We start from the raw sequence: 17769 nt of genomic DNA, 5'->3' as shown, positions 1-17769 counted from the left end.
TTGTAAATTTGTGAGCCAAATGTTAAAGTCAGATGAAATCATTTTCTGAATATGAAATGCCTTTTGAACCGGTTCTATCTTTTGAAGCCGTCATTTCCGAGCTTGAAAAAAAGGTTGAAAACGGCAATGCGGATGAACGAACTATCCATTTATTGGAAAAAGTAAATGAAATTCCTGAATTCAAATCAGGATTTAATAATTTCGGATTGGTTCAGCAATATTCTGAACTCATTTCAGAATTGCTTTCAGATCTGTTTCCAAAACTATTGACCGATAATGAAATCAAAGCTGCCACGCTTCCATTAAGCAATCTGACCTTTAATTCTACCGAAAGATTTCAAAAATTAATTGCAGAAGCGGGAAAGGAATTTCAAATTGCAGATACCAATTTTGATTCGGATGAGTTTTACATCATGAGTTGCAGCATCATCTTGGCTTTCCATTACCATGTTCCGTTCAGCAGCACCTACCCCATGTATTTCAATATGAGGGACAAAGACGGAATTCAAAGGTTTTTCAGAATTCTATACAACGCTGATTTTCTTGAAATTTATCCGACTGAAAATGCGAAAAATCTGACTGAAACCGAAATCGAATTTTTGATGGATAACATCGATGATATTGATTTATGGAAAGAGAAATTTCCACCGCAAAGCTGGCTGCTCAAAGGTTTTGGGCTCATGAATTTGTATGATGCGACGATTGAAACTTCGGTTTCTAATTTGAAGCAAGAATTGCTCAATAAATCAAATTCAGACAAACACAGTTCGACTGAAAGACTTGAAGATAATTTAAAATCTATTTTTAACGTCAAAGATTTGAGTGTTGGGATTTCGGACTACAATCCTTTGACTAAAAGAATCGTAAAAACTACATTCAATGATTATGTGACATCACAATTGGTACATTCAAATCACGATTCTATACCGGTTGAAAATAGCCGTTTTCTGAAACATTTAAATGAAAATAAACCTTTTGTAATTTCAAATACAGACAAATACATCGTATCGCATCCGGACGAAGAAGTGGCTCTGAAACTTCAGAAATCGGGCGTAAAAAGTGCGATGCTGATTCCGATGAAAAAAGACGATAATCTTTTGGGTATTATGGAATTTGTTTCTGAAACGCCTCATGGTTTCAATTCTATTACTGCGCAAAGAATTGATTTGATTTTGTCTTTTTTAATTGAATCGATGGAACGTGCTCAACGTGAAATTTCCAATCTGACAGATGCTTTGATTCAAAAAGAATATACGAGCATCCATCCAAGTGTTGCGTGGAAATTTCAGAAAGAAGCGGAAAATTTCATCAAAAGTCCGACACAGGATTATGCTTTCAGGGAAGTGATGTTTCAAGATGTATATGCTTTGTATGGCGAAGTGGACATCAAAAATTCTTCTGTTGCGAGAAATAATTGCATCAAAGAAGACATTCAAAATCAATTGAATATGTTGATGGATGTTTTGGATGAATTAAAAAAGCAAACGAAACTTGAACTTTTGGATCAGCGGAAATTTGAAATCGAATCTCATCTGAATAATTTAAATTTCTCATTAGAAGCCGGAACTGAACAAGAAATCCAGCAATACATTGCCAATGAAATTCATCCGATTTTAGCAAATTTAAATCTGGATGAAAATCAAAACAACAGCATTTCACGTTATTTGAAATCATTGGATCCAATTACTGGTCTGTATTACCATGCCAGACAAAATTTTGACGATACCATCAGCATCATCAACAAAAAACTGGCAAGTGTTTTGGATGAAAAACAAGTTGGAATTCAGCAGGTTTTCCCACATTATTTTGAAAGATTTAAAACCGATGGTATCGAGCATAACATTTACATCGGTTCGTCCATCACGCCTACCCGAAATTTCGATTTGCTGTATTTGTACAATATGCGTTTGTGGCAGCTGCAGGCAATTTGTGAAATGGAAAATGAACACCATCGAATCAAGCCATTTTTACCAATTCAATTGGATGTGACTTCTCTTATTCTCGCTTTCAATCAGCCTTTAGCGATTCGTTTCCGAATGGATGAAAAACGTTTTGATGTGGACGGAACTTACAATGCGCGCTATGAAATCGTCAAAAAACGAATTGATAAAGCTTTTGTAAAAGATACGGATGAAAGAATCACACAACCCGGAAAAATTACAATTGTGTATTCTCATTCCAACGAAGAAACAGAATATTTGAAATATATAAAATTCCTACAGCACAAAGGAATTTTAGATGCTGAAACTGAATTTCTTCAAGTAGAAAATTTACAAGGAATTACCGGTTTGAAAGCACTTCGTGTGAAAATTCTGCGTCAAGAAGAAATGAAAAATCAGGCTTATTTTACGTATGAAGAATTGGTTGCGGGATTAAAATAATCCTTCCATTCCGCCATTTTGCTGAAATGCATACACAAATGCAATCACCGTCGCAATCGTTCCAAACATAAATACGTAATAAGTAAGGCGAAGCATTTTGTATTTTTTATTCAATACCAATCCCAGGTAATACAAATCGCGGGTTAATGAATTATAGAGATAAGCACGGTCATTCATCACTTCATTCATTCCGGATTCGTATTTATCAAGTGGCATTTTGTAAAAATTACCAAAAAACAAAAGGTTTACTTTTTTGTTTTGAACATCTTCTTGCGTAAAAACTCCCTTTGTGATATTGGGTTTCGTAGCCAAAATCGCAAAAATAATACTCAAAACACTTACTAACAGCATCGTCAAAGTCGGTACAACCAAATACGCATTTTTGGGCGTCCCCAATTTTGGTAAAAGTGTAGACAAAGCAATGGAAATGATAATGGCATTTACAGAAAGAAGAATGTTTGCTTTACTGTCTGCAATCTCGCTCAAACGCGTATGATTATTGAGTGTCACACGAAACATGGTTTCGATTCCGCGCTCCGGGCGTTCCAGTTTTTCGAGTTTCTTTTTCTTGATTTCCTGTTTTGACAAACCTTCATTTCTGTATGTATTTATTTCATTTTGAATCTTAAATACATTTTGCATTTTCACAGGCTGCCAGTGCATTTTGGCGTAATCTGTAAAATATTTATGTTCACGCGTTAGAAAATTATAATTCTCCAGATTCCATTCGTAATCAGTCAATTTTTTACCATTAATTAATTCCCATTCCAGGCGGAGCTGACGGCTGATTTCCTCATACATTTCACTTCCTAAATGCGCTGAATCAGCATCTCTAAGGATTTTACCCAATTTACAAGAAGCATTATGGTTGATGCAAGTATTGAGTATAATTTCTTTAATGGATTGAATTTCAGCATCTGAAAAATTATTTTCTTTCAAAAATGAAATTGCGATTTCAAAACTTTTTTCTTCGTGGTTCTCAGCGCCTTGTACATGCCCCGTATCATGAAACCATGCAGCCAAAAGAAGCAGTTCTTTTTCTTGGTCTGAAACAGATTCATTTTCAATCAGTTCCTTGGTTTTCTGAACTACAAATTCCGTATGCAGAAAATTATGATAAGTATGTTCAGAACTTAGTTTATCTTTGAATAGCTCGAAAACAAATTGTTCAGCTTTTTGTAATAAATCACTCATGATTCAAAATATGTCAGGTAAAATTAAGGATTTAACGCTTGAAAATTACATAAAGTATCTCATACTTATTTCTACAATAATAATTTCCTCATGTTCGACGCATAGAGTTCAATTTGGAAAAGGAATTAAAGATCCTATTGCTAAAGAAGAAAATTCAGATAAAATCTTGCATCAGTTTTTCCTGATTGGCGATGCCGGAAATGCAGATGAACCCAAATCAATCGAAACATTGGCTTTGCTGAAAAACAGAATTGAAAAAGCCGACTCTGCTTCTACCCTATTGTTTTTGGGAGACAATATTTATCCAAATGGAATGCCGGCAGAATTGGATTCGGAAGAGAGAAAACAAGCCGAAATCAAGCTTCAAAATCAAATCGATTTAAAAGAAAATTTCAAAGGAGATATGATTTTCATTCCCGGAAATCACGATTGGTACCATGGTTTGAAAGGTTTGCAGGAACAAGAAAAATTTATCAAAGAAAAAATAGGAAAGAAAAAATCATTTCTGCCAAGAAAAAGCTGTGGAATTGACCACAAAGACATTAACGAAAATCTTTCGATGATTGTGATTGACAGCCAATGGTTTCTGGAGGACTGGGATCGTTATGCTAAAATCAATGAGGAATGTGACATCAAAACCCGTGAAGATTTTTTAGAAGAATTTGAAAGTTATTTGAATAAATACCAAAATCAGACGACCATCGTTGCCATTCATCATCCGATTATGAGCAATGGAACGCATGGAGGGCAGTTTTCGTTGAGAAAACAATTGTTCCCGCTGGAAAGTAACATTCCGCTTCCGGTTTTGGGAAGTTTAGCGAATTTAATCAGAAAAACTTCGGGCGTCAGTCCTCAGGACATTCAGAACAATGTTTACAGAACGCTGACCAATCGCATCATAACTTTGCTCGAAGACCGTGAAAATGTTATTTTTGTTTCCGGGCACGAACACAATTTGCAATACATCGAAAAAGATAATATCAGACAAATCATCAGCGGTTCGGGCTCCAAAACAGAAGCTGCAAGAGCAATTTATGAAAATGATTTTTCTTACGGAGGAAATGGTTACGCCGTTTTAAATGTATATGAAAAAGGAAATTCAATTGTGAATTATTACGGAAATGAAAACGGAGAAGAAAAACTTTTGTTCACACATGAAGTCATTTCAAAACCTGAAGAAATCAAAGCTTTTGTATTCAATCCTGATTTTTCTTCGAAAAAAGAAACTCAGATTTATACGAATCAATTGACGACAAAAAGCAAAGGTTATAAATTCTTTTTTGGTGAACATTACCGTACTTATTACAGTTCTCCCATTCAAGCAACTGTTTTGGATTTAACTACGCACAAAGGCGGGTTGTCACCGCTAAGATCTGGCGGCGGTCACCAATCAAGGTCGCTGAGATTGGTCAATCCGGAAGGAAAAGAATATGTAATGCGCGCCGTGAAAAAAAGCGCGACTCGTTTTCTGCAGGCGGTTGCGTTCAAAGACCAATATGTAGAAAAGGATTTTGAAAATACTTATACAGAAGAATTTTTATTGGATTTTTACACCACGACGCATCCTTTTTATCCATTTGCAATTAATGAATTAGCCAATCCGTTGGGTCTTTACCACAGCAATCCACAATTATTTTATATCCCTAAACAAAATGTTTTGCAGGAATTTAATGATGAATATGGCGATGAATTATACATGGTAGAGGAACGTCCGATGAAAAAATTCTCTGACGAGGAAAGTTTTGGAAAACCAAATGACATCATCGGTACAGATGAATTACTGGCAAATATGCGCAGCGATGAAAAGTATAAAGTCGATGAAAAAATGTACATCAGAGCAAGGTTATTTGATATGCTTTTGGGTGATTGGGACAGGCATTCCGACCAATGGCGTTGGGCGGCATTTGAAGAAAACGGAGAAATTATTTACCGTCCGATTGCACGCGACAGAGACCAGGTTTTCCCGAAATATGACGGGTTTTTGTTGAATTTGGTCATGAGAATTCCTGCACTCAAACACATGCAGCCCTTTACAGAAAACATCAGAAATGTAAAATGGTTCAACATGGAGCCTTATCCGATGGATTTGGCATTTACAAAAAATTCAACCAAAGAAGATTGGATTTCCGAGGCAAATTACATCATTGAAAATTTAACCGATGAAATCATTAACAATTCATTTCAGAATTTGCCCGATGAAGTTAAAGATGAAAATCTTGCTGAAATCAAAAAAACACTCAAAATCCGTAAACCAAAATTAAAGGATTATGCAGAAGAATATTACAAAGTTTTACGCAAAACAGTTTTACTTACCGGAACTGATAAGGATGATAAATTTGTGATTACAAGGCTTCCAAAAGGTGAAACCAAAGTGCAGATTTATCGTTTGAAAAAGGACGCTGAAGAATTGTTTTTTGAGAAAAATTATTTCAAAAATGAAACCAAGGAAATCTGGATTTATGGGATGAATGACCAGGATAAATTTGAAGTTGTCGGTAAACCGCAGAACCCAATTCTTGTAAGATTGATCGGCGGACAAGATGCTGATAATTATGTTGTGGCAAACGGAAAGAAAGTTCGAATTTATGATTTTTCAGGTAAAAAAGATGATTTCGAGCAAGCTAAAAAAGCAAGAAAATATCTTTCAAATGACTATGAATTAAATAGTTATGATTATAGAAAACCGCATTACAACAAGTTTACAGGATTGCCTTCAGCGGGTTATAATCCTGATGATGGTGTGAAATTGGGAATGAATTTCACTTACACAGTCAATGGTTTTGACCGAAATCCATTTACCCGAAAACACAATTTATTGGCTAATTATTATTTCGCAACAAGCGGTTATGAATTGACTTACACAGGAACTTTTGCGAAATTCATCGGAAAATGGAATCTGGAATTGATGGCAGGATTTACAAGTCCGACTTTCAGCACCAATTTCTTTGGATATGGAAACGAAACGGAAACTTACGAAGATGAATTGGGAATGGATTACAACCGCGTGCGGATGCAAACGCTGAAAATCAGTCCATCGATTTATAAATTAGGAAGAAACAATACTAAGCTCACATTTAAAACCAGCTTTGAAGATATTTTGGTTTCGAGAACGGATGGGAGAATTACTGAATTCAGCCCGGAAATCAATCCTGAAGTTTTTGACCATCAATATTTCGGGGAAGCAGGCGCAAAATTTACTTTTAGAAATTATGACAACCTTTCATTGCCTACAATGGGAATGTTGTTGGAATTGGAAGGATATTGGAAAACCAATCTGGATGATACCAAAAAAAGTTTTCCTTACATGGCAGGTGCCATAGGATTTACGCATAAAATTACTTCAAGTGAAATCTTAACTTTTGCCACATTATTCAGAGGAAAAACGATTTTCAACAATCATTTTGAATTTCATCAAGGCGCAACGGTTGGTGGTGACGCGGATTTGAGAGGTTATCGTCAAGGAAGATTTACGGGGAGGCATTCCTTTTCGCAAAGTACAGATTTGAGGTTGTTGATTGGTAAAACTAAAAATACATTTATCCCGATGAAATATGGAATCCTTTTGGGGTATGATTACGGAAGGGTTTGGATGGATGAAGAAAACTCTACCAAATGGCACCAATCTTATGGTGGCGGTATCTGGTTAAACGGTGTTGGAATGATTACCGGAAAGGTCAATTATTTCTACGGAGATGATGGCGGAAGAATCTCTGCTGGATTGAATTTTGGATTTTAATAACTTTTCTGAAAACTCAATATTTGATTGATAAATGTCAGGATGTGATTGGTAGTTTTCTGTGTAAATTAGTTGGAACAATTTATACCAGAAAAGTTTGAAAAAGTTTGCAATCATAGGTGCCGGAATTGGAGGATTGACGGTTGGAATCATGCTGAAAAAACAGGGATTTGAAGTTGAAATCTATGAAGCAGCAGATTCGGTTCGGGGGATCGGTGCAGGAATCGGGCTTGCATCAAATGCAATCAAAGCACTTGAATATTTAGGTTTGGATAAAGAAGTTATTTCTATCAGCAATCATCTGAGAGATTTTACGATCTGTGATGAAAAAGGAAAAACGATTTTGGCGGCAGACACTGAACGCATCAAAAAAAATTATGATACAGATAATTACGCGATACACAGAGCGGATTTACATCAATTTTTATCAACTAAAATTTCTTCAGAGAAAATTCATTTAAACAAAAAACTGAAAAATTTCATTCAAAATAAAGATGAAATAAAATTGGAATTTGAAGATGGAACAAAGCAATCAGTAGATTTTTTAATTGGCGCAGATGGTGTGAACTCGAAAGTAAGACAACTATTGATTCCCAACTCTGAACCACGTTTTGCAGGCTATTGGTGCTGGCGCGCTACGGTTGACCATAATTTTGAAGGACTTCATAAAAGTACGGAAGTTTGGGGAAAGAATGGTCGGTTTGGAATCACGCCGCTGAAAGGCAACCGGATTTATTGGTATGCATGCATCAATTCGGATATGACAGATGATGTGAAGAATTATAAATTAGATAATCTGAAAAAAAGTTTCAAAGATTACTTTCCATTTTTAAAAGAAGTTTTGAATTTGACTAAAGAAGAAAATCTTATCAGTACGCCGATAGTTGACCTCGCTCCTATTCCACAATACAGCTTTGGAAATGTTCTGCTGATGGGTGATGCCGCACATGCAACGACTCCGAATATGGGGCAGGGTGCTTGTATGGCACTAGAAGATGTGGCGGTTTTGCAAGATGAACTAATAAAAAATGATATAAATACTGCATTTATTAATTTTGAAAAGAGAAGGCTGAAACGCACCCATTACATTACCAAAACTTCATGGCGTGCGGGTAAGGTCGCTCAGTCTGATAATAGTTTAGTGATATTTTTGAGGAATAATCTATTAAGGATTATGCCGGATAATATCAGCCAATCTCAGCTGAAAAGACTATTGGAGGAGGATTTTATGAAATTATAAAATATCATTATTTATGTTTAAAACTTTTATTTCAATTGTATTAATAATAATTCTTTGTGGCTGTAATAAAATTACTCCGTCAGGAGAATTCTGGAAGGCATTTCATGAAAACGAGATAGATCAAGAGAAATTTGACCATGGTCCTTATGGCGGAACTACTCATATAAAGTGGAGCAAAAAAGATGATTCAAAATTTACAAAAAAGGAAATTGTAGAATTTGCAGAGAAAAATGGATGGTGGTTTGTGGATGAAGCTGAGGTTGAAAATGTTATAAACAGTGATGATTTTTCATATTCAATCATCAATAAAGAATTAAATATGAATCAATTTAAAAAAACCAGAGTTTTAAGATTTCATACAAATTTTTTAATTATTAATGAAGATGCTCAAAGGGATACGCAAAATAATTGTTTTGTGATATTGAGCGAAAATCTGGATAGTTTGACTGTTTATTATCGATGGGGTGATTTTTAATATTAAAACTAATTAAAATTAAAATGAACATAATCCAAATCCTCAATAAAATTTATCCACTCCCAGACTCGTCTGCGGCGGCTTTAAAAGAACATATACAATCCGTTTCTTTTCCTAAAAATCATTTACTGATGCATGCTGACAAAGTGGAATCTAAAATTTATTTCATCAAAAAAGGAATTGTGCGCGCCTATGCTGATCAAGCCGATAATGAAATAACTTTTTGGTTTGGAAAAGAAGGCGAAACGGTAATTTCAATGAAAAGTTATGTGGAAAACCGTCCCGGATATGAAACCATAGAAACTCTGGAAGCTTGTGAACTATATGAATTGAATGCTGAAAAACTGAAGGAATTGTTTCTGCAAGACATCCACATTGCCAACTGGGGACGGAAATTTGCCGAAAAAGAATTGGTGAAAACGGAAGAAAGGCTGATTTCTAGACAATTCAAAACCGCAACGGAACGATACATAGAACTGATGAATGAAAATCCGGATTTGCTGAGAAGAATTCAATTGGGTCATATCGCTTCTTATCTGGGGATTACACAAGTGAGTCTAAGCCGTATCAGAGCTGAAATTAAATGATGACAAAAGATTCCGGAATCAAGACACAAAAATTTTAAATCAAATAAATTTCATTTTTTATCATTTGTAAAATTGGGTTTGGTTTGAATTGCGGAACTTTGTCTGAAAATTATTGATAAATGAATTGGATTATTTTAATCATTGCAGGATTGTTTGAAGTTGGATTCACATCTTGTTTGGGAAAAGCGAAAGAAGCAACAGGCAACGAAGCTTATTTATGGTATGGTGGTTTTGTGGTTTCGCTCGTTGTGAGTATGGGATTGCTCATCAAAGCTACCGAAACTTTGCCATTGGGAACCGCGTATGCAGTTTGGACGGGAATCGGTGCGGTGGGAACGGTTTTGATGGGAATTTTTGTATTCAAAGACCCGATTAGTTTCTGGAGGTTGTTTTTCATTTTTACATTAATTGCTTCTATTGTCGGTTTGAAAGCGGTTTCTTCGCATTAAATTCATGTTGATTACCCACAAAGTTCACAAAGGATTTCACAAAAGAATCTAATAATAAAAAACTAAAAACAGAAAAGTAGTAAAGTCGGACTTTACTACTTTTCACCTTTTCATTGGGTTTGCGGGCTTATAAAAAGCCAACTATTTTTGCTCTTCTTCCTTGTGCTGACCATGTGCACCGCGAACGTGCTCATTGATGGACAAATCCGCGTTTACTGAGTATGCACTTCCGAATCCGTTTACATACGAACCGCTAAGAGGTTTCAAATCTATAAGAATAAAATCGTTCAAATCTGCAAGCATTTCCACCACTTTTCCATGTCTTGCTTTCAAAGCATCCACAGCGCGGTTCCATAAATCGCTTCCGTTTTCTACCTGAGATGCTTCGCAATCCAAAGTCAAACGGTCACGCGCATAAACCTGCTTGGTTGCAGATTCATCTTCAATGAACATTACCGATGCTTTATTTCTGTCGCGTAAATTTTTGGTATGTTTTGCCATGAAAGAAACTAAAATCTGGAAGCTGCCATCTACTTTTACAAATGGTGCGTAACTCGCCAATGGACTCCCGTTTTCGTCAACCGTTCCTAAAATCATTGATTTTGAAGCGTCTAATAATTCATCAATTTTCGGTGCTTTTGGCTGAACTTTATGCTGGTCTATGTGTGCTGTGCTCATTAATTTGAAACTTAATTTTGAATAATGATTCAAAGTTACTGATTGAAAAGAGATTTTCGTTACTGTTGAGTATGATTTATGTCTTTTTTGTTTGAATTAAATTTAAAGAAGAATTATTAACTATATTTGAATATTACAAATCTAATTATGAATTCCGTAACCATAAAAGAATTTTACAACGAAGTATTTGGGGGCGAATGCAACGAACTCAATTATTTCTTTGACGAAAAAAATAATGCGGACATCGGGCATTTCAATGTATTTGACATCGCTGAAATGTATGCCAACTGCAAAGGCAAAATAAAGATGCCCTACAATCGCCGTACTTATTACAAAATCAGTTTGATAAAAGGTAAAAATCGTGCGGAATATGCGGATAAAGTGGTGGAAATTTCTGATTATGCAATACTATTTGCTACGCCCAAAATTCCCTATACTTATTTTCCTGATAATACTGAACAAGGAGGACATTTTTGTGTTTTTACCAAAGATTTTTTGTCAAAATCAAAGACTGGATTTATAACAGATGAACTTCCAATATTCAAACCTGAAAGTGATTTTATCTTTGAAATTAATGCGGAACAATATAATGAATTTGAGAGCATTTTCAAGAAAATGCACTATGAAATACAGTCTGAATATGCGTTTAAATATGATTTGCTGCGCAATTATGTGGTGGAATTAATTCATCAGGGACAAAAATTATCGCCTATCAAATCAACCGAAAACGAAATCAATGCTGCAAGCCGGATTGCAGGATTATTCATCGAATTATTGGAACGCCAATTTCCCATCGAAAATACAACACAGATTTTACAACTTCGAACTGCCAAAGATTTTTCGGACACTTTGAAGGTTCATGTTAATCATTTGAATAAAGTTTTAAAAGACACTACGGGTAAAACCACGACTGAAATTATTTCAAGCCGAATTGCGGAAGAAGCCAAAGTTCTTTTGAAACAAACTTCCTGGAATGTGAGTGAAATTGCATTCAGTCTGGGATTTGAAGAAGTAGCGCATTTTTCCAATTTTTTCAAAAAACAAACAAATCAATCTCCATTAAAATTCAGAGAGTCATTATTTGAATTTTACAAATAAAGGATTGATAATCGCAACAATATGCTCAACCGTCTTACCCATCTTTGCAGGTATAATTCATAAAAACAATCAAGATGAGTAACAAACAAAAAATAGCATTGGTGACGGGAGGAAGTCGTGGACTAGGCAAAGACATGGCATTTCAATTGGCAGAAAAAGGAATCGATGTCATCGTGACTTACCAAAGTAAAAAAGATGATGCTGAAAATGTAGTTAATATAATCAAATCTCAAGGCAGAAATGCTGCAGCGCTTCAGTTGGACGTGGCAAAGAGTGATACTTTTGATGCCTTTGTAAACAATTTGAAAGAGGTTTTGAAGTCCGAATTTAATGCTGATAAAATCGATGGATTGGTTAACAATGCAGGTGTAGGAATTCATGCAAATTTTGCAGAAACGACGGAAGAACAATTTGATTCGATGGTAAACATTCATTTGAAAGCACCTTTTTTCCTTACACAAAAATTACTTCAGGTTTTGAATGACGGCAGCAGCATTGTCAACATTTCTTCAGGTTTGGCGCGATTTGCTTTCACCGGATATGAAGCTTATGCAACGATGAAAGGGGCGGTAGAAACCTTGAGTAAATACCAGGCAAAATTTCTGGGAGAAAGAAAAATCCGTGTGAATATCGTTGCTCCGGGAGCTATCGAAACAGACTTTGGCGGAGGTGCTGTAAGAGATAATCAAGACTTGAATGCACAATTGGCATCGATGACTGCTTTAGGGCGTGTTGGCTTGCCAGACGACATCGGCGGAGTGGTTGCTTTTCTCATAAGTGATGACAGCAAATGGGTCAATGCGCAGCGAATAGAAGTTTCCGGAGGAATTTTTATTTAATAAAGTGAAGTTGTTTGGAGTAATTAAACAGTGGCATTACTCCAAACAGCATACTTGAAATTCCAGACTCTGCAGCATGATTGATGTTTTGTTTGGTATAGAAATTTGTCAAATTATTTAGGGAACTTGTTGGATTGCTTCAGGGTTTAAAGCTAGATTAATTATTACTACTGCAATTATTAATCCTATATACAAAACTCCTAAAATTAAAAACATCAATGCAACTCTTGATATTATACTGCTCAACTTTCTATCCTGATAAAATCCCTTGTAAAACCAAATCAAAATAAAAGGCATGATTAAAAATACAGACATTGTGAATGTCATTGCTAAACTTGGGTCATCCTTTACTAAATAAATCAAAGGATAGAGAACTATTATATAAAAAATAGTATAACAAGATTGAATAAATGCATTCATCACTACATGTTCGTAGTAATTATGTCCCCATTTGTAAAATACTAATTTAGTGAGAAGGGCAAAAAAAGGAATCATCAATAAAGCCAAAAAAGAATTGTAGCTTGTAATAAATGAAGAATACTCATGCATGAACGGAGAGTTTACCTTATTCCCGTTAATAGTCATCTCTTCCATGATTTTATAAAGTCCTACTATTTTAATAGCGATAAAGGCCGAAATACCACTCAACACAAACGCCAATAAAATCGGTTTGTAATGGTTGACGCGGTTGCCATCGATAAATTCTCTTGCCGTTTTACCGGGATTTTTGAGGATGTTTTTGACAGAATACAAAAATCCTTTGTTGGTATGAAGCAATGAATATTGGGCTTCTTCGATAATGTATTTGCGATCGATACGGCGGTATTTTTTCTGTCCGCAATTGCTGCAGTAGTTTCCGGTGATAATTTGTCCGCAGTTCAAACAATTGTTTTCCATTTCTCTATGAAAAATTTAGTTATGAGATTGTCTTGATTTGATTTCTTCGTTGAGTTGTGTCAAATTGATGAAAGTTGGCAAAAGTGTCATTATAGACCCCACCACCACAGCGAAAAGTGAATACAATTTAGTTTTGAAAATCATGAATACCAACAAAAGGTTGATCACTCCCATGACGCATCCTAAAACAATAAATACTTTTTTAGCGTTGATTCGTTTGGCCTGAAGTTCTTCGAGACTCAAATCTGCGAATTTATTTTTTTCCATGTTTTAGATTATTCATGCCCAAATATACGCAAGACCGCTGCAATTGTGGAAGTCTTGGGGAAAGATTTCAAGATTAAATTTACGTTGTCATTCATTTCCTTTTGCGATTTTTATATGCGCCAAATGGTGTTCACAATGCCAGGCATACATACCGATGTTCGTTTTTAAGGAAACTTTTTCTTTTGATTCAGGATGGAAAAATTCTTTTTCCAAATCATTTTCGTCCAAACTTTCCAATAAATGGATCCATCTTGTATGCAAACCTTCTAGAATTTTCAAAGAACTTTGAATTGAAATATTCTTCGAATCCGATAGTTCTGCCCATAAATTTTCAAAATAAGGTTTTATCGTTGGGGTTTCTTCGGTCAATGCCAGTTTAAATCTCACCAAACTGTTTATGTGGCTGTCTGCACAATGATGAACGATTTGTTTGATTGTCCAACCATTGGGGCGGTACTGTTTTTCCAATTCGACTTCGGTTAGATTTTGGGTTTCATTTTTAATTTTTTCAGGAAATTCTGCTATGATTTTAATCCAATTTTGAATTAATTCTTTGGTGATGAATTCAGGTTTATGAAACTTCCCGATTGGAAATTTCAGCTTCTCTATATTTTGCTCCATTTATTTTAAAGGTTTAATTAAATCAAAAAATTCTTGTAGTGAGTAAGGCCCCTTCCCTTCATAAAAAATCAATCCCTTCTCCACCTTCACTTCTACACCATTCTCGGAAATTTCAAAACCATTCCGTTCCAAAGCATGTTTGGTCCAGTAAGCCAAATCACTAACGTCAGTGATCAATTTTACTTTTTTCAATTTCAAATGCTGAAACTGAAATCTTCCTTTGTTGTAATCAAATTTGATTCTCTCTTGTGAAAGCTGTTCGTAAATTCTTTGTTCATAAGCAATTTGTTCCGGAAATCCTGCATGAAATGCCCCATCGTTGACCCACCAAAGTTGCGTTGCATTTTGGATTAATAATTCAATCTGATGCGAAGCGACAATAAATGTTTTGGAAGTGTCCTTTGCTAGTTTATAAATCAATTCAAAGATTTTGAACTGGTTTTCTATATCGAGATGTGAAGTGGGTTCGTCCATGATGATGAAATTAGTATCCTGCACCAAAGCACGTGCAATCATAACCATCTGCAATTGTCCGTCACTGAGTTCATTTGCGAAGCGATTCCGTAAATGATTGATTCCAACCAATTCTAAGGAGTGATTGATGATTTCAGTTTCTGATTTATCCAGTTTTGTAAGCCAATTTCGATAAGGAAGCCTGCCCAAAGCGACCAATTCTTCGACCGAAATTGCCGGAACTTGGTTCAATCTTGAAAAAACCACTGCAATTTCACGTGCGCGTTTCGCTTCGTTCCAATTGGAAATTTCGTCTTGGTTCAAATGAATTTCTCCCGAAAAAACAGGTTGTAGTCCTAACAAAGATTTGATCAAAGTACTTTTACCGGAACCGTTTTTTCCTGCCAATCCAACCAATTCGCCTTTGTTCACAATGGCATTAATTCCCTCACAAATCGGTTTTGAATAGCCGACAGATAAATTTTTTATATGTAAAATTGACTCATTCATTAATCATCAAACATTATAAATTAATCATTGATAAAACGTTTCTGATTCAATACAATGCTCATTACAATAGGAGCTCCAATCAAAGAAGTAATGATATTAATCGGTAAACTTCCCGATGGAAACAACTGCGCAATCCACGAAAAAAGCAACATCAGGAAAATCCCTAACAATACTACCAAAATATAGAGTCCTACGATTTGTGTTTTCTTAAATACCATGCGGCAAATGTGTGGCACTGCCAATCCTATGAATGCAACCGGGCCCACAAAAGCCGTTGCAGATGCGGTTAAAATCGCAGATGAAATCAAAATCAACCATCTTGTTTTTTTGATGTTAATTCCCATTGTCTGCGCATAATTTTCGCCTAATCGCATTCCAGAGATTCCTTTTAATGTAAAAATCGAAATAATAATTCCCATCAAAACGCTCAATCCAAATACGAACATCTGACTCCATGAAAGTCCTGACATCGACCCAAAAGTCCACATGATGTAAGATTTGATTTTCTCCGAAGGTGCAAAAAACTGCATGATGCCGATGAGCGCTGCCGAAAATCCGGCGAGCATCATACCAATTATAATTAAAGAGGTTGTGGAATTTAATCTGGAAGAAAAAAACACGATGGTGATTAGCGCAAACATCGCTCCGCAAAAAGATGCCAGACAAATGAGCCAGGAATTGTTGAGCCAAGATCCAAATCCCAATAGCGAAGATAAAAATATCACCATCGCCACCCCCAATCCCGAAGCCGATGTAATGCCCAAAACTGATGGGTCTGCCAATGGGTTTCGAAATAATTCTTGTAACAATAATCCGCTTATTGGCAATGCAATTCCTGCCAGTAAAGCCGCTATGGTTTTTGGAAGTCTGTAATTGAGAATTAAATTTTTCGCTACTTCGTTTTCTCCCATTTCAAAAATGGAAATCGATGCCGCTCCGATTTGCAGATTCAATACAAATACAGACAAAATCAAAATCAATAATATAAAAATGGACAGATAGAATTTCAATTTGGAAAATAATTTAAGCAAATATAATTGTTTTGCTGGATGCCGGACGCTCGATGTGGGATGTAAGATTCGTTTGAATAATTAATTTGAATTAATTTTGTTTTATGATTAAACTCCAAATCAAAAACATGGTCTGCCCGCGCTGCATCATGGCAGTGGAAAATGTATTGAATGAAATGAAAGTTTCCGCCATCGAAATACGTTTAGGCGAAGTTTTATTGAATCAGGAATTAAAAACGGATGAACTTTCAACATTCAAATCAAAAATCGAAAAGTTGGGATTTGAACTGCTGGACGATAAAAATTCAGCTTTGATCAATAAAATCAAATCCATCATCATCGGACAAATTCATGAGAAAAATGAAAATTTTGTTTTGTCTGAATTGATTTCCTTTAAGTTGAACAAAGAGTATTCACAGCTCAGCAAACTTTTCTCTGCAACTGTCGGAATGACAATTGAGCATTTTGCTATCCTGCAAAAAATTGAAAAAGTGAAAGAATTGCTTGTCTATGATGAATTGAGCCTAAAGGAAATCGCTTTCCAACTGGATTATAGCAGCTCTGCACATCTTTCTGCACAATTCAAAAAAGTGACGGGATTTACCCCGAGTGAGTTTAAATCTTTGGGGAATTCGGAGAGGAAAGGGATTGACGGAATTTAAAGTTGAATTATGAATTTGTTCGAAAATATAAAAAAACATAAATATTTATTTGGTATAATTTTGACTTTGTTGCTGTGCAAATCATTTGTTCAATTATTTGAATTCCCAAATTCTATCAAACTTTCACTAATTAGAATTTTACTTTTTATAACAGTTATAATCATTGCTCTTTATTATTTGAAGGATTGGAAATTAAGATTAATCGTAGTAATTTCAATAATTGGTATTTCTGTATTACAAGGAGAATTAAATGTTTGGAAAATTCCAGCTAGAAAAGAGGTGAAAATGATAGAGGATAATTATTCAGAACTATTTAGTTATCTAAAAAATCAGCCAACGGATTTCTCTTTAGTATCTAAAACAATTTTATATCCACAAACAATTAATCAAGAAAATAAAGAACTCATATCAAAGCTTTTTAATAATTCAGCAATATTAGAAATTGAAAAAAACAATTCAGAAATTTTATTTGTATATGATAGATTTATTGACAATGGATATGGTTTATTATATACTCCTAAACCAGAATTTGAAGAAGAATTTTGGAAAGAGCCATTTAGAATAAATGGATTAGACATTACTAGTATTTCTAAGATTTCAGAAAATTGGTATTATGTTTCTTTTACCTAAACTATAACCCTTCCCCAAAATTCTATAACGAAACTCCCATTC

17 protein-coding genes are annotated in these 17769 nt (G+C 35.2%); 10 read left to right on the top strand and 7 right to left on the bottom strand.

Annotated elements, in window-relative coordinates; genetic code table 11:
- Positions 1-32 precede the first annotated feature (32 nt).
- Positions 33-2381 (top strand): hypothetical protein, encoded by a 2349-nt coding sequence (locus tag B8977_RS08770; RefSeq protein WP_084017333.1) that lies wholly within the window; start codon positions 33-35, stop codon positions 2379-2381.
- Here B8977_RS08770 and B8977_RS08765 read toward each other — a convergent pair.
- On the bottom strand, positions 2373-3575 hold the full coding sequence (locus B8977_RS08765) for a Pycsar system effector family protein (protein ID WP_084017332.1): 1203 nt from the start codon (positions 3573-3575) through the stop codon (positions 2373-2375). The genes B8977_RS08770 and B8977_RS08765 overlap by 9 nt on opposite strands.
- Positions 3576-3585: 10 nt before the next feature.
- Here B8977_RS08765 and B8977_RS08760 point away from each other — a divergent pair, with 10 nt between their 5' ends.
- From B8977_RS08760 to B8977_RS08740, 5 genes are all read left to right on the top strand, one after another.
- The gene (locus tag B8977_RS08760; RefSeq protein WP_084017488.1) at positions 3586-7311 is read left to right on the top strand and encodes a metallophosphoesterase; all 3726 of its coding nucleotides are present in this window, start codon (positions 3586-3588) and stop codon (positions 7309-7311) included.
- Positions 7312-7408: 97 nt separating this feature from the next.
- Complete coding sequence (locus B8977_RS08755; protein ID WP_084017331.1) at positions 7409-8551, top strand: FAD-dependent monooxygenase; 1143 nt, start codon at positions 7409-7411, stop codon at positions 8549-8551.
- 13 nt (positions 8552-8564) lie between these two features.
- On the top strand, positions 8565-9026 hold the full coding sequence (locus B8977_RS08750) for a hypothetical protein (protein ID WP_084017330.1): 462 nt from the start codon (positions 8565-8567) through the stop codon (positions 9024-9026).
- A 23-nt stretch (positions 9027-9049) separates the two neighbouring features.
- Entirely contained in the window at positions 9050-9613 is a 564-nt protein-coding gene (locus B8977_RS08745) for a Crp/Fnr family transcriptional regulator (protein WP_084017329.1), read from the top strand.
- 119 nt (positions 9614-9732) lie between these two features.
- A complete protein-coding gene (locus B8977_RS08740; protein ID WP_084017328.1) occupies positions 9733-10062 on the top strand; it encodes a DMT family transporter in 330 nt (109 codons plus the stop codon).
- Positions 10063-10203: 141 nt separating this feature from the next.
- Here B8977_RS08740 and B8977_RS08735 read toward each other — a convergent pair whose 3' ends face one another.
- Positions 10204-10740, bottom strand: coding sequence for a HugZ family pyridoxamine 5'-phosphate oxidase (locus B8977_RS08735; RefSeq protein ID WP_084017327.1), 537 nt, complete (start codon positions 10738-10740; stop codon positions 10204-10206).
- Positions 10741-10887: 147 nt separating this feature from the next.
- Between B8977_RS08735 and B8977_RS08730 the strand changes: the two genes are divergently transcribed.
- Together B8977_RS08730 and B8977_RS08725 are read left to right on the top strand one after the other, a co-directional pair.
- Positions 10888-11838: a helix-turn-helix domain-containing protein gene (locus B8977_RS08730; protein ID WP_084017326.1), complete on the top strand. Its 951-nt coding sequence runs from the start codon at positions 10888-10890 to the stop codon at positions 11836-11838.
- Between the two features lie 74 nt (positions 11839-11912).
- Positions 11913-12677 (top strand): SDR family NAD(P)-dependent oxidoreductase, encoded by a 765-nt coding sequence (locus tag B8977_RS08725; protein ID WP_084017325.1) that lies wholly within the window; start codon positions 11913-11915, stop codon positions 12675-12677.
- A gap of 117 nt (positions 12678-12794) precedes the next feature.
- On the opposite strand, the gene B8977_RS08720 is transcribed toward B8977_RS08725, so the two are convergent.
- The 5 genes from B8977_RS08720 to B8977_RS08700 all read right to left on the bottom strand — a co-directional run bounded on the left by B8977_RS08720 (position 12795) and on the right by B8977_RS08700 (position 16435).
- Positions 12795-13574, bottom strand: coding sequence for a DUF3667 domain-containing protein (locus B8977_RS08720; protein WP_084017324.1), 780 nt, complete (start codon positions 13572-13574; stop codon positions 12795-12797).
- Positions 13575-13589: 15 nt separating this feature from the next.
- On the bottom strand, positions 13590-13841 hold the full coding sequence (locus B8977_RS08715; RefSeq protein WP_084017323.1) for a hypothetical protein: 252 nt from the start codon (positions 13839-13841) through the stop codon (positions 13590-13592).
- A gap of 87 nt (positions 13842-13928) precedes the next feature.
- On the bottom strand, positions 13929-14462 hold the full coding sequence (locus B8977_RS08710; RefSeq protein WP_084017322.1) for a YfiT family bacillithiol transferase: 534 nt from the start codon (positions 14460-14462) through the stop codon (positions 13929-13931).
- Positions 14463-15425 (bottom strand): ABC transporter ATP-binding protein, encoded by a 963-nt coding sequence (locus B8977_RS08705; RefSeq protein ID WP_084017321.1) that lies wholly within the window; start codon positions 15423-15425, stop codon positions 14463-14465.
- A 20-nt stretch (positions 15426-15445) separates the two neighbouring features.
- Positions 15446-16435, bottom strand: coding sequence for a FecCD family ABC transporter permease (locus B8977_RS08700; protein ID WP_084017320.1), 990 nt, complete (start codon positions 16433-16435; stop codon positions 15446-15448).
- Positions 16436-16539: 104 nt separating this feature from the next.
- Here B8977_RS08700 and B8977_RS08695 point away from each other — a divergent pair, with 104 nt between their 5' ends.
- Together B8977_RS08695 and B8977_RS08690 are read left to right on the top strand one after the other, a co-directional pair.
- On the top strand, positions 16540-17097 hold the full coding sequence (locus B8977_RS08695) for an AraC family transcriptional regulator (RefSeq protein WP_084017319.1): 558 nt from the start codon (positions 16540-16542) through the stop codon (positions 17095-17097).
- Positions 17098-17106: 9 nt separating this feature from the next.
- Positions 17107-17727, top strand: a complete 621-nt coding sequence (locus tag B8977_RS08690) for a hypothetical protein (protein WP_084017318.1) — start codon at positions 17107-17109, stop codon at positions 17725-17727.
- Positions 17728-17769 lie beyond the last annotated feature (42 nt).

The organism is Moheibacter sediminis, from assembly GCF_900176425.1.
In the GTDB taxonomy this organism is placed as follows: domain Bacteria; phylum Bacteroidota; class Bacteroidia; order Flavobacteriales; family Weeksellaceae; genus Moheibacter; species Moheibacter sediminis.
Note: the sequence above shows the minus strand (reverse complement) of the source record. Positions and strands in the feature narration are given on the sequence as shown.

Excerpts from the sequence above, each read along its gene's own strand:
- B8977_RS08770 (WP_084017333.1), top strand. The coding sequence starts at position 33 with ATGAAATCATTTTCTGAATATGAAATGCCTTTTGAACCGGTTCTATCT.
- B8977_RS08765 (WP_084017332.1), bottom strand. The coding sequence starts at position 3,575 with ATGAGTGATTTATTACAAAAAGCTGAACAATTTGTTTTCGAGCTATTC.
- B8977_RS08760 (WP_084017488.1), top strand. The coding sequence starts at position 3,586 with ATGTCAGGTAAAATTAAGGATTTAACGCTTGAAAATTACATAAAGTAT.
- B8977_RS08750 (WP_084017330.1), top strand. The coding sequence starts at position 8,565 with ATGTTTAAAACTTTTATTTCAATTGTATTAATAATAATTCTTTGTGGC.
- B8977_RS08745 (WP_084017329.1), top strand. The coding sequence starts at position 9,050 with ATGAACATAATCCAAATCCTCAATAAAATTTATCCACTCCCAGACTCG.
- B8977_RS08740 (WP_084017328.1), top strand. The coding sequence starts at position 9,733 with ATGAATTGGATTATTTTAATCATTGCAGGATTGTTTGAAGTTGGATTC.
- B8977_RS08735 (WP_084017327.1), bottom strand. The coding sequence starts at position 10,740 with ATGAGCACAGCACACATAGACCAGCATAAAGTTCAGCCAAAAGCACCG.
- B8977_RS08730 (WP_084017326.1), top strand. The coding sequence starts at position 10,888 with ATGAATTCCGTAACCATAAAAGAATTTTACAACGAAGTATTTGGGGGC.
- B8977_RS08725 (WP_084017325.1), top strand. The coding sequence starts at position 11,913 with ATGAGTAACAAACAAAAAATAGCATTGGTGACGGGAGGAAGTCGTGGA.
- B8977_RS08720 (WP_084017324.1), bottom strand. The coding sequence starts at position 13,574 with ATGGAAAACAATTGTTTGAACTGCGGACAAATTATCACCGGAAACTAC.
- B8977_RS08715 (WP_084017323.1), bottom strand. The coding sequence starts at position 13,841 with ATGGAAAAAAATAAATTCGCAGATTTGAGTCTCGAAGAACTTCAGGCC.
- B8977_RS08710 (WP_084017322.1), bottom strand. The coding sequence starts at position 14,462 with ATGGAGCAAAATATAGAGAAGCTGAAATTTCCAATCGGGAAGTTTCAT.
- B8977_RS08705 (WP_084017321.1), bottom strand. The coding sequence starts at position 15,425 with ATGAATGAGTCAATTTTACATATAAAAAATTTATCTGTCGGCTATTCA.
- B8977_RS08695 (WP_084017319.1), top strand. The coding sequence starts at position 16,540 with ATGATTAAACTCCAAATCAAAAACATGGTCTGCCCGCGCTGCATCATG.
- B8977_RS08690 (WP_084017318.1), top strand. The coding sequence starts at position 17,107 with ATGAATTTGTTCGAAAATATAAAAAAACATAAATATTTATTTGGTATA.